This is a genomic window from uncultured Thiodictyon sp., assembly GCF_903828115.1.
Lineage (GTDB): Bacteria > Pseudomonadota > Gammaproteobacteria > Chromatiales > Chromatiaceae > Thiodictyon.
This window is the reverse complement of the sequence record NZ_CAIKKU010000836.1, coordinates 1-17,543: the sequence shown is the minus strand read 5'-3', so window position 1 is coordinate 17,543 and position 17,543 is coordinate 1. Positions and strand designations below refer to the sequence as shown.

The 17,543-nt window shown below is 65.2% G+C and carries 17 protein-coding genes; 12 read left to right on the top strand and 5 right to left on the bottom strand.

The genetic code is table 11. The features are described from left to right. Positions 1-112 precede the first annotated feature (112 nt). The 12 genes from recB (at position 113) to QZY48_RS31130 (ending at position 13,508) form a co-directional block, all read left to right on the top strand. A complete protein-coding gene (gene recB, locus QZY48_RS31185; RefSeq protein WP_295437964.1) occupies positions 113-3,883 on the top strand; it encodes an exodeoxyribonuclease V subunit beta in 3,771 nt (1,256 codons plus the stop codon). Between the two features lie 216 nt (positions 3,884-4,099). Then, positions 4,100-5,251, top strand: coding sequence for a homocitrate synthase (nifV, locus tag QZY48_RS31180; protein ID WP_295437962.1), 1,152 nt, complete (start codon positions 4,100-4,102; stop codon positions 5,249-5,251). Continuing rightward, the gene (locus QZY48_RS31175) at positions 5,248-5,421 is read left to right on the top strand and encodes a hypothetical protein (RefSeq protein WP_295437960.1); all 174 of its coding nucleotides are present in this window, start codon (positions 5,248-5,250) and stop codon (positions 5,419-5,421) included. The genes nifV and QZY48_RS31175 overlap by 4 nt, the downstream gene beginning before the upstream one ends. 2 nt (positions 5,422-5,423) lie before the next feature. Next, a complete protein-coding gene (locus QZY48_RS31170) occupies positions 5,424-5,966 on the top strand; it encodes a hypothetical protein (protein ID WP_295437958.1) in 543 nt (180 codons plus the stop codon). 216 nt (positions 5,967-6,182) lie between these two features. After that, positions 6,183-6,527, top strand: coding sequence for a nitrogenase-stabilizing/protective protein NifW (locus QZY48_RS31165; protein WP_295437956.1), 345 nt, complete (start codon positions 6,183-6,185; stop codon positions 6,525-6,527). Further along, complete coding sequence (locus tag QZY48_RS31160; protein ID WP_295437953.1) at positions 6,511-6,969, top strand: nitrogen fixation protein NifZ; 459 nt, start codon at positions 6,511-6,513, stop codon at positions 6,967-6,969. Before QZY48_RS31165 ends, QZY48_RS31160 begins: the two co-directional genes overlap by 17 nt. Continuing rightward, positions 6,959-7,909, top strand: coding sequence for a nitrogen fixation protein NifM (gene nifM, locus QZY48_RS31155; RefSeq protein WP_295437951.1), 951 nt, complete (start codon positions 6,959-6,961; stop codon positions 7,907-7,909). Before QZY48_RS31160 ends, nifM begins: the two co-directional genes overlap by 11 nt. Further along, the gene (clpX, locus tag QZY48_RS31150; protein WP_295437948.1) at positions 7,906-9,186 is read left to right on the top strand and encodes an ATP-dependent Clp protease ATP-binding subunit ClpX; all 1,281 of its coding nucleotides are present in this window, start codon (positions 7,906-7,908) and stop codon (positions 9,184-9,186) included. The genes nifM and clpX overlap by 4 nt, the downstream gene beginning before the upstream one ends. Positions 9,187-9,319: 133 nt before the next feature. Continuing rightward, positions 9,320-10,069: a hypothetical protein gene (locus QZY48_RS31145; protein ID WP_295437946.1), complete on the top strand. Its 750-nt coding sequence runs from the start codon at positions 9,320-9,322 to the stop codon at positions 10,067-10,069. A 214-nt stretch (positions 10,070-10,283) separates the two neighbouring features. After that, positions 10,284-12,563: a DUF262 domain-containing protein gene (locus QZY48_RS31140; protein WP_295437944.1), complete on the top strand. Its 2,280-nt coding sequence runs from the start codon at positions 10,284-10,286 to the stop codon at positions 12,561-12,563. A gap of 209 nt (positions 12,564-12,772) precedes the next feature. After that, a complete protein-coding gene (locus QZY48_RS31135) occupies positions 12,773-13,021 on the top strand; it encodes a UPF0175 family protein (protein WP_295437942.1) in 249 nt (82 codons plus the stop codon). After that, positions 13,014-13,508: a hypothetical protein gene (locus tag QZY48_RS31130; protein ID WP_295437940.1), complete on the top strand. Its 495-nt coding sequence runs from the start codon at positions 13,014-13,016 to the stop codon at positions 13,506-13,508. The genes QZY48_RS31135 and QZY48_RS31130 overlap by 8 nt, the downstream gene beginning before the upstream one ends. Before the next feature lie 42 nt (positions 13,509-13,550). Here the strand turns inward: QZY48_RS31130 and QZY48_RS31125 are convergent, their stop codons facing one another. The 5 genes from QZY48_RS31125 to QZY48_RS35165 all read right to left on the bottom strand — a co-directional run bounded on the left by QZY48_RS31125 (position 13,551) and on the right by QZY48_RS35165 (position 17,383). Further along, the gene (locus QZY48_RS31125; protein ID WP_295437938.1) at positions 13,551-14,258 is read right to left on the bottom strand and encodes a hypothetical protein; all 708 of its coding nucleotides are present in this window, start codon (positions 14,256-14,258) and stop codon (positions 13,551-13,553) included. 50 nt (positions 14,259-14,308) lie between these two features. Next, positions 14,309-14,719, bottom strand: coding sequence for a YchJ family metal-binding protein (locus QZY48_RS31120; protein ID WP_295437937.1), 411 nt, complete (start codon positions 14,717-14,719; stop codon positions 14,309-14,311). Continuing rightward, positions 14,716-15,744 carry a hypothetical protein gene (locus QZY48_RS31115; protein ID WP_295437935.1) on the bottom strand — a complete coding sequence of 343 codons (1,029 nt, stop codon included), beginning with the start codon at positions 15,742-15,744 and terminating at the stop codon, positions 14,716-14,718. The genes QZY48_RS31120 and QZY48_RS31115 overlap by 4 nt, the downstream gene beginning before the upstream one ends. 11 nt (positions 15,745-15,755) lie before the next feature. Further along, positions 15,756-16,763 (bottom strand): DNA methyltransferase, encoded by a 1,008-nt coding sequence (locus QZY48_RS31110; protein WP_295437933.1) that lies wholly within the window; start codon positions 16,761-16,763, stop codon positions 15,756-15,758. Positions 16,764-17,251: 488 nt separating this feature from the next. Then, positions 17,252-17,383 carry a hypothetical protein gene (locus QZY48_RS35165; RefSeq protein WP_366929816.1) on the bottom strand — a complete coding sequence of 44 codons (132 nt, stop codon included), beginning with the start codon at positions 17,381-17,383 and terminating at the stop codon, positions 17,252-17,254. Positions 17,384-17,543 lie beyond the last annotated feature (160 nt).

Sequence of the window (17,543 nt, the reverse complement as noted above, 5' to 3'; positions counted from 1 at the left end):
TGGACTCCAGGCAGAGGCGACGCGGTCGGCGAGTGCGCCTTAACCTAACGGCAGTGACGCTGGAGCGTGGGAGCTGGAAGCGCCCACAACGACAACTGCCCGCCAGGTCCCGATGACAACGACCCCGCTCAATCCCCTCACCATCCCCCTCACCGGCCTGCACCTGATCGAGGCCAGCGCCGGCACGGGCAAGACCTACGCCATCGCCCACCTGGTGCTGCGCCTGATCCTGGACGCGGGCCGGCGGGTGGACGAGATCCTGGTCCTGACCTTTACCGAGGCGGCGACCGAGGAACTGCGTGAGCGGATCAGCAAGCGGTTGCGGGAGGCGCGGGCGGCGCTGACCGGGGGGGACAGGTCCGGGACGGACCCGCTCCTGTGCGCGACGCTCGCGGGGCAGCCCGACCAGACCCTGGCCCTGGCCCGCCTGGACGCGGCCATCGCGAGCCTGGACCGGGCGGCCATCCGCACCATCCATGGCTTCTGCGGGCGGGTGCTGAAGGACTTTGCATTCGAGAGCGGTGCGCCCTTCGACGCCGAGCTGATCACCGATGAGCAGGACCTGCGCGCCGCCGCCGCCCAGGACTTCTGGCGGCGTCGCATGGCGCGGGCGGACGCGGCCGAGGCCGCCTGGCTGCTCGATGAGTGGCCGCAAGGCCCGGCCAGCCTGCTCGCCACCCTGGCCCCCTATCTGGGCCGCGCCGCCCCGCTGCTGCTCCCGGCCCCGGGGGCCGCGGATACCGGCGAGGAACTGAGCGAATGGTCCCGCCTGCAGGCCGAACTCCTGGCCCTGCACGCGGAACTGGCGGGCGCCTGGCCCGGTGCCCGGGGGGCGGTCACGGCCATGCTCCGCGACAACCCATCGCTCTCGCTGACCAGCTACAAGCCGGCCGCCGTCGAGGACGCCATCGCCGCCATGGACGCCTGGTGCAATGGCCCGCCGACCGGCCAGCCGCCCGCGCGCCTGGCACTCTTCACCCCCGAGAAGCTCAAGGGCGCGACCAAGAAGAAGGGTACGACCCCCGAACACCCCTTCTTCGCGCTCTGCGAGCGCCTGGCCGCCATCGACCCCGAGACCCTGGCCCGCGCCCGCCGCGCCGCCGTCCTGGCGGATGCCTACCGGGCCCTGCGCGCCGACCTGACCCGCCTGAAGGACGAGCGGCGTGTCATCTATTTCGATGACCTGCTGACCCGCACCGCTCAGGCCCTGGCCGGTCCCCGCGGCCCGGCCTTGGCGGCGCGCATCCGCGGCGCCCACCCGGTGGCCCTGATCGATGAGTTTCAGGACACCGATGACCTCCAGTACGGCATCCTGCGCGCCATCTACGGCGGCCAGGCGGCGACGGGGCTGTTCCTGATCGGCGACCCCAAGCAGGCGATCTACGGCTTTCGCGGGGCCGACATCTTCACCTACATCGCCGCACGCCGACAGGCGCAGGGGGCGGGGCAGGTCCACACCCTGGACACCAACCGCCGCTCCGCCGCCGCCCTGGTGGCCGCGGTCAACCGGCTCTTCGGGCGGGTCGCCGCACCCTTCATCTTCGAGCCCGATATCCGTTTCGATCCGGTCCAGTCCGGGTCGGACGCGGACCGGGAGCCGCTCCTGATCGCGGGGCAGCGGGCCGCGGCCCTGGTCTTTCGCTGGCTGCCGCTGGGGGCGGGGTCGGCGACCAAGAAGGGCGACCGGATCCCGGCCGAGGCGGCGCGGGACCTGGCGGTCGGCGACTGTGCACGCCAGATCGCCGACCTGCTCCAGGGCGCCGCCGCCGGGACCACCCGGGTCGGCGAGCGGCCACTGCGCGCCGGGGACATCGCCGTGCTGGTGCGCAAGCATGGGGACGGGCTGCTGATCCGCGACGCGCTGGCGGCGCTCGACATCGGCTCGGTCAGCATCGGGCAGCAGACGGTGTTCGACTCGGCGGAGGCCGAGGACCTGGCCGCGCTGCTGGCGGCACTGGCGCCGGGGGCGGGGGAGGCGCGGGTGCGCACGGCGCTCGCCACCCGGCTGCTGGGCTGGACCGCCGCCGAGCTGGGCGCGCTGGGCGGGGGCCTCGGCGCCGGGCCGGCGGCGGGCGCGGCGGCGGCGGAGGCGCGCTGGGGCGAGGTGCTGGGCCGCTTCGGCGGCTATCGGGAGGTCTGGCGCAACCGCGGCTTCATGGCCGCGCTCGATGCACTGATCCAGGGCGAGCAGGTGCCGGAGCGGTTGCGCCGGGGGCCGGACGGGGAGCGCCGGCTCACCAATCTGCTGCACCTGGCGGAACTGGCCCAGGCCGCCTCGCGTGAACACCAGGGCCACGAGGGGCTCACGCGCTGGCTGGCGGACCGGCGCCGGCCCGACGGGGACAGCGGCGGCGAGGCCGCGCTGCTGCGCCTGGAGAGTGACGAGAACCTGGTCCAGATCGTCACCTTCCACAAGAGCAAGGGCCTGGAATACCCGGTGGTCTTCCTGCCCCTGCCCTGGTCCAAGGGGCGCGGTGCGGGCAAGCAGGAGCCGGTCGCCTTCCACGACCGCGACACCCTGAGCGCCTGTCTGGATCTCGGGTCGCGTGACCAGGAGGCCCATCGGGCACTGGCGGCGCAGGAGGACCTGGCCGAGCGCCTGCGCCTGCTCTATGTCGCCGTGACCCGCGCCCGGCACCGCTGCGTCATCCACTGGGGGCCGGTGAACCAGGCCGAGGGCGCGGCGGCCGCCTATCTGCTGCATCAGGGCCCGGACGGGGCCCCGGCCGCCGGGCGCATGGCGGCCCTGAATGACAGCGAGTTGCGCGCCGAGGTCGAGGGCCTGGGTGCGGACCTGGCCGCGCCGCTGGCCGGGTCCATCCGCATCGAGGACGCGCTGAGCGAGGCGCCGGCCGGCGCCCCCGCGGGGGCCGCCCCGGGGCCGGTGCTGCGAGCGGCGGTCTTTTCAGGGCTGATCCCGGACGACTGGCGGCTCCTGAGCTTCTCCGCACTGGTCCAGGGTCGGGACGTGGAGCGGCCGGACTACGACCGGGTCGCTCCGCTGGCGGACCCGGATGCGGGGGAGGGCGTCGCGGCGTCGGTGCCCGATCCTGAGTCGGCGTCCGAGTCGGCACCCGAGCCCGACCCGGCCGCGGTCGCGGCCCAGGCGGAGCAGGCGGTCGACCCGGTGTTCCGCTTCCCCCGCGGGACTCGCGCCGGGCACTGCCTGCACGACCTCTTCGAGCACCTGGATTTTCGTGACGCCGCCGGCCCCGCCCTGGCGCAGGCGGCGCAATCCGCGCTCGCCCGGCACGGCCTGGAGGCGCGCTGGGCCGAGACGCTGGCGGAGTTGGTCGACCGGGTCCTGGACACGCCGCTCGACCGGGACGGCCTGCGGCTGCGCGGCCTGGCCCCGGCGGACCGGCGCAACGAACTGGAGTTCCACTTTGCCATGGACGGGTTCGACCCCGGGGCCCTGGGCGCGGTGCTCGCCGCCCACGGCGTGCCGACCCTGGGCGCGGGCGGCCCGGTGGGGGCGGGCAGCGCGGCCCTGTCCGGCCTGATGAAGGGCTTCGTGGATCTGGTGATGCGGGTGGACGGCCGCTTCTACATCCTCGACTACAAGTCCAATCACCTGGGCGACAGCCTGGACGACTATGGCCCCGCGGGTGTCGCGCGGGCCATGCTTCAGCACGGCTATCACCTCCAATACCTGATCTACACCGTGGCCCTGCACCGCTACCTGCGCCGCCGCCTGCCCGGCTATGACTATGACCAGGCGATCGGCGGGGTGCGCTATCTGTTCCTGCGCGGGATGCGCCCGGCGGCGGGACCCGACCGGGGAGTCTTTGCCGCCCGGCCGGGGCGGGCGCTGATCGAGGACCTGGACCGGCTCTTCAGCCGCGGCGAGCCTTGCTCTTCGGGGATCCCGGGGGAGGACTGAAATAGGTCCGGGTCCGAGTCGGACCCGCGATGGCGGCCACCGGGGTAGGCTCTGCGACAGCGGGCGCCGCCGGACCTGTCGCAAATCCCTCAAGGCCCCGGCCCTGTCGTCGCTCCCATCCCCGCCCCTTTTGCCGCAAGTAACGGATAGAAAAGGCCGCTATGAAATGGCATCAGGATTGCTTTAGAGTTCCCAAACGGAACCGGAAGCGAACCCATGTCAGCCCATCGACCGCTCGTCACCATCAACGACACGACCCTGCGCGACGGCGAGCAATCCGCCGGCGTGGCCTTCTCACTGGCGGAGAAACTCGCCATTGCCCGCAGGCTCGCGGCTATCGGGGTCCCGGAACTCGAAGTCGGCATTCCGGCCATGGGCGAGGAGGAGCGCGACTCTATCCGCGCCCTGGCGGCACTGCACCTGCCGGTCCGCCTCATGGTATGGGCGCGGATGCTGCCCAAGGACCTGGACCAGTGCCGGGGCCTGGGGGTGGACCTGGTAGACCTGTCGATCCCGGTCTCGGACCAACAGATTCAAGGCAAGCTTGGGCGGGACCGCGACTGGGTGCTGCGCCAGATCGCCTATGAGGTGCGGGCTGCCCGCGACCTGGGGTTCGAGGTCTGTGTCGGCGGCGAGGACGCCTCCCGGGCCGACCCCGGGTTTCTGTGGCTGGCGGCCGAGACGGCCCAGGCGGCGGGGGCCACCCGGTTCCGCTTCGCCGATACGATGGGGATGCTGGAGCCCTTCGGGGTCTTCGAGCGCATCCGGGCGCTGCGTGAGCGCGTCGACCTCGATCTTGAGATGCACGCCCACGACGACCTGGGCCTCGCCACGGCCAATACACTGGCGGCGACGCGCGCCGGGGCAACCCACGTCAATACTACGGTCCACGGGCTCGGCGAGCGGGCCGGCAATGCCGCCCTGGAAGAGGTGGTGATGGGCCTCAAGCATACCCAGGGCCTGGACACCGGGGTGGACATGTCGCGTTTCGACGTGCTCTCCCGCCTGGTGGCCCGCGCCTCCGGCAAGCCGGTCGCCTGGCACAAGAGCCTGGTCGGGCAGGGTGCCTTCACGCACGAGGCCGGCATCCATGTCGATGGACTGCTCAAGGACCCGTTGAATTACCAGGGCATCGACCCGGCCGAGGTGGGGCGCATGCACGCCCTGGTGCTCGGCAAGCACTCGGGGCGCAGTTCCGTCCGCCAGGTCTACGGTGAGACCCTGCAGCTCGATCTGGCGCCCGAGCAGGCCGAGCGCGTCCTGCCCCTGGTGCGGCACTTCGTCACCCGTAACAAGCGCTCCCCGAATACCGCGGACCTGCGCGGCTTCCTGGTCGAGATCGGTCATCCAGGGGCGGTGCTGCAATGACCGAGGTCGTACTGGCAGCACCGCCGCCGCCCGGCGTCTGGTCGATGATCGGCGAGGACGTGGACAGCGTCTTCGCGCGAGACCCGGCGGCGCGCAACCGCTTCGAGGTGTGTGACGCAAAGCAGGTCTGCGAGCCGCCGGACCAGCACTATCCGACCCTGGGGGTGTGACGATGGACCTGTTGGATTTCAACGGCGAGCCCATGTACTTCGACGAGCCGGTGACCCCGGAGGTGGGGCGGCTTCTGGCCTACGCCGCCGAGCACTATGGGGACCCCGTCGCGGAGCACAGCCTGCTGCGCGCCTATTTCCTGGAGCCCGAGCACTTGACGGTGGTGGTGGCCCTGTATCGCTATTTCTATTACCGGCGCTGCTACCGGGAGGCCCTGGCGACGGCGGAGCGGGCGATCAGGCTTGCCGCCGCCCGCCTGGACCTGCCGGCACGCTGGCAGGACCTGTCCGAGTCGGACCTGGGTGGCTCGGTGTTGGTCTCGATGAGTCTGACCCGCTTCCTGCTCCTGGCGCTCAAGGGTGCGGGCTACCTGTTGCTGCGACTGGGCGAGCCGGTGGCGGCCCTGGAGCGCTTCGACAAGATCGCCGAGATCGACACCAGCGACCGGCTCGGCATCAAGGAACTGCGCGCCCTGGCCCAAGGTGCCGTGACCGAGGCCGCGGTGGCGCGTGCCGGCGGGAACCTGAGTTTCATCGGCCGTTAGCAACGAGTCAAGAACAAGTTAAACACGACACAGTCGTTGTCGTTGTCGTTGTCGAGGTTATCGTAATCGAGGTTATCGTAGCGCTCCGGATTCGCTCGCACGCCAGATTGCATCGTTTCTCCGATTACGACAACGACAACGACAACGATTGCACTCGTCATTTAGCTCGTTCTGACTTGTTACCTATCCCCTATCCCCTTCCCCCCGGAGGCCATCATGACCATCGACGACTTTGATTCCGACCTGGAGGAGCTGTCCAGCGCGGAGGACTTTCTGGACTATTTCCGCATCGACTACGATCCCAAGGTGGTGCAGGTGAACCGGCTGCATATCCTGCAGCGCTTCCATGACTACCTGGGGGAGGTGGACGAACTGCCGGACGGGCCGGCGGCGCGTTGGGCGCTGCACGCGGACCGGCTGGCGGCGGCCTATCACGATTTCGTGGTCTCGGATGCCCGTACGGAGAAGGTCTTCCGGGTCTTTCACCTGCACGAACCCAAGACCGCCAATATCCCGTTGAGCGACCTGCTCGGGCAGATCCCCCATGCTGCCGGCCTTTGAGTATGGGGCCCAGGTGCGGGTCCTGCGCAATGTGCGCAACGACGGGACCTTTCCCGGGTATGCCACCGGGGCGCTCCTGTTGCGGCGCGGCAGTGTCGGCTTCGTGCGCGATCTCGGGACCTTCCTCCAGGACCAGATCATCTACTCGGTCCATTTCCTGGAGCAGGACCGCGTGGTCGGTTGCCGGGAGGAGGAACTGCAACTCGCCAGCGACCCCTGGATACCGAGCCGCTTTGAGTTTCGCGACCGGGTGAGGGCGCGGATCCCGCTGGGCATCCAGGGCCGGGTGGTGGTGGAGCGGGGCACCGAGGGCGAAGTCCTGAAGGTGGTACGCGACGCCCCGGGCGGGGTTGCGTACCAGGTCTGGTTCAATGGACCAAACGCGCTCCAGGTGCCGGAGTCGGCGCTGGATGGGCAGGGGATGGATGACGATGAATCCTGATCCGGGCGCCGTCGCGACCGACCGAAGCGAGTTCCGCTATCACCTCCTGCGTGCCGCTGGGGAGCGTTTCCAGGCGGGTGTTGCGGACCTGAGCGAGGCCCAGTTGGGGGAAGTCACCCGTCAGGCGCGGCGCACCTTTGAACTGGAGGACCTGGTGCTTGGGTCCGCGGAGGCGCGCGGCCTGGTGATTCCGCCCGACCAGGTCGCGGCGGCCGTGGCCGCGGTGCGCGGGCGCTACCGCGATACCCAGGAGTTCCGATCGGACCTGGAGCGTAATGGCCTGGACCTGGAGGGCCTGCACCTGGCGCTGCGGCGCGAGTTGACCTTCGACGCGGTGATGCAGCGCGTCGGCAGCCGCCACGCGGGGGTGGACGAGTTGGAGGAACGGCTGTTCTATGACGTTCATCAGGAGCGCTTCACCGTCGCCGAGCGGCGCACCGCCCGCCACCTGCTGATCACCGTGAACGACGAAGATGCCGAAAGCCGACGCGACCTCGTGCAGGCGCGCATCGAGCGCTTGGCGGAGCAGGTGCGGGGCCCCGCCGACGGCCGGACCCAGCGCTTCGAGGCCCTGGCACGCCGACACTCGCAGTGCCCCACGGCCCTGGAGGGCGGACGGCTGGGCGAGGTGGTGCCCGGCCAGTTGTACCCGGCGCTCGACGCGGCCCTGTTCGCCCTGCCGGCGGGCGACATCAGCGGCCCGGTGGAATCCGAACTGGGTTTTCACCTGCTGCTGTGCGAGCGCATCCAGCCCGGGCGCTCCATTCCCTTCACGCAGGCCAGACCCCAGGTCCGGGCCCTGTTGGAGGAGCGCGCGCGGCGCCATTGCCAGAAGGCGTGGATCGGCGGCCTGCGGCAGGGGGCGGCCGGGTCGGTGGCTAAGTCCCCAATCGATGGGATCAGGTTCGACGACAGTCCAATAGGAGAGCAGGCGGCATGAACGACAAACTCCAGACCTGTTCCTTTTGCGGGGCCTCTCAGGGGGTCGAGACCCCGCTGATTGCCGGGATCGACGGCCACATCTGCGAGGCCTGCGTCGCCCTGGCCCACCAGGTGGTCACCAGTTGGGGGCGGTGCCGGTCGCTCAACGGCCCGCTCAAGCCCCCGCCCAAGCCGAAGGAGATCAAGGACCAACTCGACCTCTATGTCATCGGTCAGGAGTCCGCCAAGGAGTGCCTGGCGGTGGCCGTGCACAACCATTTCAAGCGCCTGGCCGTGGAGGCCAGACACCCGCGCAGGGCCCTCGACGACCGTGACCGGGTGGAGATCGACAAGTCCAATATCCTGTTGCTCGGCCCTTCCGGGACCGGCAAGACCCTGCTCGCCGCGACCCTCGCGCGCATCGTCGGGGTGCCCTTCGTCATCGCCGACGCCACCACCCTGACCCAGGCGGGTTATGTGGGGGACGACGTGGAGGGCATCATCGTCCGGCTCCTGGACGCGGCGGGCGGCAACAAGGATGTGGCCGAGTGGGGCATCGTCTACATCGACGAGATCGACAAACTGGCGCGGGTGGGGGAGAACAGCCACGGCACCCGGGACGTCTCGGGCGAAGGCGTGCAGCAGGCGCTGCTGAAGCTGATCGAGGGCACCCAGGTCAAGATCAGCGCCAAGGGCCGAAAGGAGTCGGCCGAGGCCCCGGTAATCGACACCCGCAATATCCTCTTCATGGTCGGCGGCGCCTTCGCCGGCCTGGAGCGCGTCCTGCGCCGCCGCCTGGAGCCCGGCCCCTCCGCCATCGGCTTCCACTCGCAGATCACGGCCAAGGCCGACCCGCGCGCCGCCGCCCGCATCTATGAGGAGACCCAGCCCGACGACCTGCGCCAATTCGGCCTGATCCCGGAATTCATCGGCCGCCTGCCGGTGGTGGTCGCACTGCATGATCTCGACGAGGCCGCGCTGGTGCGCATCCTGACCGAGCCGCGCAACGCCCTGGTGCGTCAATACCAGCAGTTGTTCCTGTTCGAGGGCGCCAGCCTGGAGTTCACCCCCGAGGCCCTGGTCGCCATCGCCCGCAAGGCCATCGCCCGCGGCACCGGCGCACGGGGACTGCGCAGCGTCCTGGAGGGCCTGTTGCAGCGGCCGATGTTTGATCTGCCGTCCATGACGGACATCGCCGGGTGTCTGGTGGATGAGGCGGCGGTGAACGGGGATGGGCCGGTGCAGTGGCGGCATACCGCGGCGGAGCCGGCGTCGGTGGCGGTGGGCGGCGGCTGAGCCGTCGTCAGGCGGGATTTGGGACGACTGGGCGTTTTTCCGGTGCGTTGCGCCAGCGGTCTGCGTACTGCTATCCTTAGCCGCCGACGTCCGGCACCCCGCCAGACCAGCCCCGACCCCGGAGCGCAAGCCGATGTCTGCCGCCGATCAGTTAATTCAGGACATTACGCGAGAGATTGCCGCCTTACCGAAGGGCCGATACGGTGAGGTCATTCTAGCTGACGACCGCTTTGCCGATCTGCCCGCGCCAGAAGATTTTCTCTTCCCCGAGCCGGATGTCCGCGATGGCCCGAGTGAGGGGGCGCCGTTCGGCAACGTGGCCGCAAACCCATGTCTCCTGGGGTGCTACTGGCCGATGCACAACAGCCCTGGGCAAATCGACTTGTTCGAGGGGAATCTGCGTCGGTTCTATTGGTCGCTGGTCGGTGCCTTACGACACGATTTCCCTTCTCTTTTTACGCGCGACCTTGAAGGTGCGCTGCACTTGGTCGTAAAGAAGACCGACTACCATGAGCGCTTCCACTTTCACAGCGACGTCCTGCGCCAACTGTCCGGCAGCCCGTTCGATCCACTGCATGAGGAGGCGCTGGCGGTAGCCTGGTCGCGGATGACGCTGCTGGGCGAACATGGAAACTCGAAGATCTGGCAAGTGAACCGGGTCTTCCACGACCGCCTCCTTGGCGCGGCCTTCGCCTTCCGGTCACCTGGCTATCGCGACTGGCCCAACTATGCCGACGAGCCCCGCTTTAAGCTCGCGTGGCTGAACTACCTGTCGCCGCGCAGTTCGCGTCGCTTGGAGGCCAATGGCGTGGGCAATCTGCAGGACCTGATGTTCGGGCTATTGGGACAGGTCGCTGGCGGCTGTGTCGATCACTTGGTATAGGGGCCTACTTGGGTGAGTATTTTGCGGACGCATAGACTCGAGCCGAGTAAGGCGCTTGCCCTCTTCCGGCATGTCTTCTCCGGACACCCTAGCCCCCACTACCCCGGCGAAAGGGGGAATAAACTGGGGCCTAATAAGTCTGATCTTCCCATAATTATAAAGGCAGAATCCAGTGACCTTCTTCGCAACTCCATCTTCCATCCGGGTTGTACAGTTGATCGACTGGCTCGACTGGGCATCCGGGTTTTCAAAGGATTACAAGATAGTCTTGCCGATGATCCAACGCGGCTTCGTCTGGAAGCCGTCACAGATCATCGAATTGTGGGACTCGCTCCTGTGCGGTATGCCAATTGGTAGTCTCATGGTAAGCGAGATGGAGGCGGATTATGCCAACGTGCCCCTACCGGGCATTCCGCAGCCGTTGCGCGGGGAACTTTCTGATCCCCGGCTGCGCCTGGGCTTAGTGGACGGACAACAACGCACTCTGGCACTTCTATTGGGCTGGAATCTCCATTCGTCGACCCAGGCAAGCCATCGCCTGTGGGTGGATTTCGCCGAAACGCCGCCCGCAGGTCAACTCCTGCGCTTGCGCGTGACGACAAAAAACCAGCCATTCGGATTCCGTCGCGATGATCCCAACGCCAAGCTCTCCATGGGCGACCGCAGGAAAGCTCGCGAGGTAGGCAACAACTGCAAAATGGGGGTGGAGGGAACACAGCAACCACAGTCGACTCTGGAAAACACAAGCCCCTATGCCGCGGGCGCTGCGCATAGCTTGCCGCTGGATCTGGCCGAACTGATCGCACTCTGGCGCGAGTCCCGAGGCCGAGACTGGGAGCCCGGCGTGCTGGCAATGCTAAAGGCCGTCGAGACCATCAAATTCCAGAATGGTCAGAAGATTTTATTCACATGGGAGAGCGCCGATGCGCCAAGCCAAGAACAATTTATAGAGCGCATCCTTAGCATGGAGAAAGGGCTTCGTCTTTTCTTCAAGGCTGAAATACCGCTGCTACCTGTCGATGCTGCCTTTTTCAGGGCCGACGATGTCCAGGGTCTTGAACCGCCGCTAGCGCGTCTCTTTAAGCGCATCGGTACAAACGCGAGCCCATTGCTTCCCCCCGATTATATCTACTCCATACTCAAGCATCTCATGCCTGAGGTGCATGACATGGTGGAAAGCCTGTATGCTCAGGGGCATATCGCAAGCCTGCTGACTTCAAGCGATTTGGTTATGTCCAGTCTGCGACTTGCCGCGACCGCATGGAAGACGCCAGAGGGTAAGCCAGTGACGGACTACGATAATCCCTCAAAGGAGGACTTTCACCGCCTGATTTGGCCCAAGGAGGACAAGAGCGGCAAGACGAATGAAACCAAGGCTGGAGAGCGGCAAGCCAATTTACGAGTTCTGCTGAGTGTCACTAAACCCTACCAATCGAACACCTTGGGAAGTTACTTTGAGATAGTACATAAGTATTTGGCCTATCGTGGCTGCTACAATCCGGACACCCCGCCCTACTATAGCAATCGCTTTGACCCCGGACTCCCGCCCCATATTTTTCCCTACATTGGTCGACCCTTGGTGCAGGTTCTCCTAAGGCTCGCGCAATGTGGCTATCTCACAATGCCCGTGCAGGACGATCGCCGTGCGGACCTGTTGCGCCTGACCCTTTACTGGATGCAATGGGTACGGGAGCCTCCACGGGCCAGCCTGTTGGCCTTCCAGGTCATCTCAGATTTGGCAGGAGGCGAGCACGCTGGCGGCTTTGAAAATCTCTGCCGGGAAATATACAAGACGATCACCAACGCCAAGAAGCCCGTAGGGCTGCCGTTACGCACCCCCCGCTTCCTGATGGAGTTGTGTGGCCTTACAGGCAACAACTTAAGAGTCTTGGGTGACACGCTACGCTTCAGCCCCGATCCGGACGAGCCAGATGCTCATCGCCAGGCTAGGGGCTTTTACCGCCGCTGGTGGCGCCACTGGAACTACCGCCACCCTATGCTCCTGTGGCTACAGCGTGCCTATGTGAATAGGCTTCCCGGAAACCCCATGGCAGGTTTTGAAGAGGATACACCTTATGATTTTGACCACATTTTGCCTTGTTCCCATTGGGGTGATTGGACAGGAATAAAAGAGGGGCAACGACTGCTCGATTGCAAAGTTTGTGATCGGGACGCAAGATGGGTAATCGGAAACGCGATCGGAAACGTTCGAGTTTGGGATGCCTCGGTTAACCGTGGAGATGGTGATGCTTCACCTTGGATTAAGTTGGCAACTGACTCAACATCTGACGATCGATCAATGCGAGATCTACTGAAAATGAGTGCTATTTCAAGTGGCGTTTGCGACTGGAGAGACTGCTCACCAAGACAGGAACATGAAAAGAAAATTTGGGATGACAGTCGTGCGCTGGCCTTTCAAAGAGCAGTTGAGGGAAGGAGTTTTCATCTCTATAAGCGCCTTTTCAAAGAAGCAGGATTTGAAAAGTGGTCTTAGCCGGTAGAATGCGGTGGCGAAGGCGTTGTGCAGACCGCGATTGCGGTGGCTCCAGTGCGTAGCGCAGGTATCACCGCCGGAGCCGTTGAATGCGGCGCAGACCAATATATTACTCATCGACGGGAGGGTGCTGCGCGCCTAATCCATCATCTTACCCTAGCTAATGACTTGCTATGAATGCCCCTGATTTGAATGCCGGGAGTGTCGCCATGCACATTCATGTTGAAGTCCCATCGAGTCTGCCGGATGCGTTGCAGTGTACGCCCGAGGCGTTCGCTCAAGAGGCCAAGATGGCGATGGCCGTCAAGCTCTATGAGATGAAACGCCTGTCATCCGGTATGGCGGCAACGCTGGCCGGTGTCAGCCGGGTCACGTTCATCGCGCAATTGCACCGCTATGGTGTTCCGTTGATCGACCTGAGCCCGGCAGACTTGGAATCGGATGTCGCCAATGCCTGACAGGGCGCGGGTGATCGTTACCAATACCACACCATTGGTTGCCTTGGCGGTAGGCACTGGGAGTCTCGATATCCTGCGCGTACTCTACAACAGGGTGGTCGTGCCGCGGGAGGTCGATGACGAGATCCATGCCATCGGGAACGAGGCGCCGGGCGTCGCTGCCTTCGACCGTGCCGGCTGGCTCGAGCGACTTGGTACACCGACGGCGATCACCCCTTACCTGCGCAATACCCTGGATCGCGGGGAGGCGTCGGTCATTCAGACCGCGTTGGATTTGCAGATCCCCCTGGTCTGCATCGACGAGAGCGTGGGTCGGCGAGTCGCGCGTCTATCCGGATTGACCCTCACTGGTTCGATCGGCGTGTTGATCAAGGCCCGTCAGAGGGGCTACGATGTGTGCATTCCGCAGGCACTTGAGCGTATGCGTGAACACGCGATTTGGTTGAGCGCCGACGTCGTGCGCTACGCTTTGGCGCACCAAGCCTGACCAGGACTGCGGCGTGCACGTAAAGCGGAATCCGGTGCGTGTTTAACGGCGCCGGTGGTGCTGCCCGTGCCCAGAATAATCCAATTCGCAGGGACCCGCGTCGCGCCCGATTTCCCGGGACAGCATCCCGGTGACGCCTTGATAGTTTGCGAGTTCTTCAGTCGTGTTGCGCGGGTTCAGGAAGGCGATGCGATAGGCCCGCGTGTAGTCCTCGTAGTGGATGCTCACCGCGCGACTTCCGGGGCAGTCGGAATAATGGCCGTGCTCCCAGAATTTCTCTTTGCGGCAGTTCCCCTTGTCATCGCATATCTTCTCCTCCTTCTCCTTTGCACAGTATCCGTACGTGCTGCATGACTCGGTCGTGAAGCCGTCGTGCAGGCCCTGGTGGAGGTCCTGCCAGGTGCCGAGGATGTTCGCAGACAGGCCGTGGGTCACGCCGACGATGCGGATTCCAGCGGGGGTCAGTTCGCCCTGATGAAGATCGATGACCAGCTTGCCCTTGGCGTTCTCGATGACGAGTTTCGGCGAATTGAAAAGCCCGTCTTCGACCGGCGTGATGGTCAGGGTGCCGGGTGCGATCAGGAGTTTCTGATTCGCGCTGGACAGGTAAAAGGGCTGCCGGTCCTTGGTCGTGATTTCCCCGGCACTGCGCCAGTGCTCGGAGGTCGCGCAGCCAGGCAGCACCGCGACCATGCAGAGAAGGACGAAACCTTGCAAGAGGGCGGTTTGCGGTACCAATGGCGGGCGCATGATCGATTCTCCGCTGTTGACGCCAGGTGTTGTGCCGTCTCTGGATCGGGTCAAAGGTCCGCCGTCAGTTCGGCGTCCACGTAGAACCAACGCCCCTGGAAGCGCTTGAAGCGGCTGCGCTCGTGCAGCCGATGGGCCCGTCCGCCGATCTTGTAGCGGGCGACGAACTCCACCAGGCCGCGGTGGTCCTCGGCTTCGCCCGCTTCGGTGGCGATGATCTTGAGCCCGAGCCAGCGGACCCGCGGGTCCGCATCCAGGTCCTGGCGCCGCGTGGTGGGGTGCCAGGTGGCGCTGAGATACCCGGCGTCGCCCCGGGTGTAGGCGGTGTAGCGCGAGCGCATGAGTTGCTGTGCCGTCTGTGGCAGCTCAGTCCCGGCGATGAAGGGGCCGCAGCAGGCGGGGTAGGCGAGTGCGGAGCCGCAGGGGCAGGGGTCTTGAGTGTTAATGCCTTTCTCGCTCATTCCTTCTTATCCGCATCCAGAATCGCGATGAATGCGGGTTCTGCCACGCTCTTCCCAACAGCCAGTTTCAGGAAGGTATCGATGCGCTCCGCTAACGAAGAGTTCTTCTCGACGTGGTTGGCGTAGTAAACCAACGAAGCGACAGCCGTCCGCTGCTTGAGGGGGTCCCAGAGTTCAACGATCCGCAGTAATTCTTCCAAATCCAGGGGCTTGAGCCCAATGCTCCTGATCAAGCCGCGCACATCCTCACGGAAACCCAGCGCGACAATCAAGCCGAGAGAGCCACGCCGACCCACCTCGTTAGCGAATCCTTCCAGGTCCGGAACATCCTCTTCCTTGATCTCAAACTGCTTGACTTCAGCCGAAATGGCTAGCCGCGCGCCCTCCCATCCGTCGATATCCCCCACCCTTTGCAATCGCTTGGAGCCAGTTCGTACTTTGTCGATCTCAATTTGTAGATGAGGATTATCCGCGCGCAGAAAACCGAAGACGATTCCCTGGTATGCGGCGCCTGTCGGCTCACCCTTGCGTGCGGTAATGTCGAAGCCTTCAAGGATCAATCGGAAGAGGGGAGGATCGACCTGAATAGATGTGGGGTCAAAGGCCTGGCTCTTGAGATTCATCAGAACATGGTCTGATACCTGCCTGCGCAACTCCGCCAGTTCGGCTTGCGTGTGGGTAGCCAATGCGTCCAGCCAGGGAACATAATCTATCCAAGCTTGGGTCGCGTGGGGCGCGCAAGAGGGGTAATCGAAGCGCTTGTGCTCGGCGCGAAAGAACCGTTCTGCCCTGTTATAGAAGGGCCGTAAGCTCAGAGACTTGCCATCAGGTCTGGTCAAGATGAGAGTATTTGCCCGCTTACCACTGCCAGTTATGGTTTGGCGCGGGAAGTGCGCGACGATTTCTGCGAAGCTCTGAATCCCCGAGTCCGGGATTCCAAGCTCGGTGTAAAGGTCAATGAATGCTATCAGCAGGCCAGCCGAGAACTTCCGGGCTGGGAACCCCGCGGCAAATTCCTCGAACACTGGCTCCGACGTCATAATTCAGCAACCTTGAGGGCAGAGAGCGGGCCGAAGGCGGCGCGGGCCAAGGCGTGATAGCTTTCGTCGCGATCGGTGCCGATCGCGAGGTAGCCGACGGCGGCGGCGGCGGCCAGGGTCGATCCGCTTCCGGCAAACGGATCGTACATAATGCCGACGCCTAACGGGAGCGCGGCACGAACCACTTGGCGCATGAAACGCTGAGGTTTAAGAGAAGGGTGCGGCGCGATCTCGCGCTCGCGCCCGCGGGTGGGCGAGCACACGATCACGTCTTTGAAGGGCTCGTCGTTGGCGATCCGGCGCAATCCACCGGTGCCCCAACGCCGCAGGTTCTGCGCGGCCGTACCCGGAAACGGCTTACGGAAGATGCCCCAGGGCTCCCAACAGGAGCGGGCCATCATGCAGACCTCAGGGAATTCATCCTCAGCGCCTTTGGGTCGGTCCCCGCCCCGCAGCGTCTGTACCAACCGGATGAGTTCACCGCGCTTCTCGAAGCCGGACCGCTGCAGCGCATGGAATGTCAGGGTCGACAGCAGTGGATTGGACGCGATGAACAGATGGCCCCCTGGGACCAGTACCCGCAGCAAGGCGTCCCCCAGATCGTTGAAAAAGTTGTCGAGTCCGGCGATTTCATCCGGAGATAGCACGGTAAATCTGGGTAAGGGTCTGCGCTTGGCGCCATCGAACGCGGGCGGAATACGCCAGACCCCACCGCGCCCGGTCTTCAACTTGTCATGATCTTTGCGATTATACTCGATCAGACCATAGGGGGGATCGGTCACGACGGCATGCAGGGAGTGGGCCGGAAGCTCGGCGAGCCAGTCCATGACGTCAGCGACGACATAGGTGGCCCGGAGCGAAAGATGGGTGCGCGGTTGTCCGCCCATTTGCCTTAGCGATGTCCAAAGGGTGTCTTGTCGCGCAGTCAAGATATCTCTCAAGCTGGTCGCGTGATCCCCATCAAGCAGGTCGCAGGTGTTACCGGAAAGCGACGGGCTGGTCATGGTGGTTCGCCTCGGCTGCGGGGGCTTGATCGTCATTGCGGCTGGTCTTGGTCGGTTCGTCGGTCCGCACAGCGGACCCTACGCGGCTTGATCATCGCTCCGGCTTTTGGCGCTCGCGGCGCGCGGCGCAAAGGATGGGTTTCGCTGCGCTCTACCCATCCTACCGGAACACCTGCGCGGTCTCTCCGCGTGGGATTGCATTCTTAGCCGCTCCAGCGGCCTGAAATCCCCCGTGACGGTGGGTCCTCGCCAGTTGCTCCCGCGCTGGGGCTTGGTACCCGGTTCCGCGTGAATTGCGTACCGACTCCAACGGGGTCGTACATACCAGCCCAGGGCAACGCCCTGGGATAGGGTCGTACCATCGGCCTAGCCCTGAAAGAGGGTGACATAACGGCGCAGCCTTATGTCACGCCCTTTCAGGGCTGGGCTCCAGGATATCTCTTACCCAGGGCGTTGCCATGGGCTGGTATGTCGCGCCCCTTCGGGGCTTAGATGGACCGCAAAGAACGGCGGAACGGCTCGCCGCGGCTCGCATCCAGTTCGGCAAAGACCTGCTCGGCGTCAACCGCGTCCAGTTCGCCCGCATCGTATGCGGCGACACGATCCTCAGCCTCTTTGATCCACAGTGCGTCCTGGGAAGAGGTAGCCGTTCAGAGACCCGGCATTGGAGCCGGCAGCGGAGCGGCCGCGCGACCGGCGCGGCGCTCAGCGATCACGCCGGCCAGATAGGGCCACGGCACCTGGCCGCGCTGGCGACAGGTTTCAATCACGCTGGCGAGC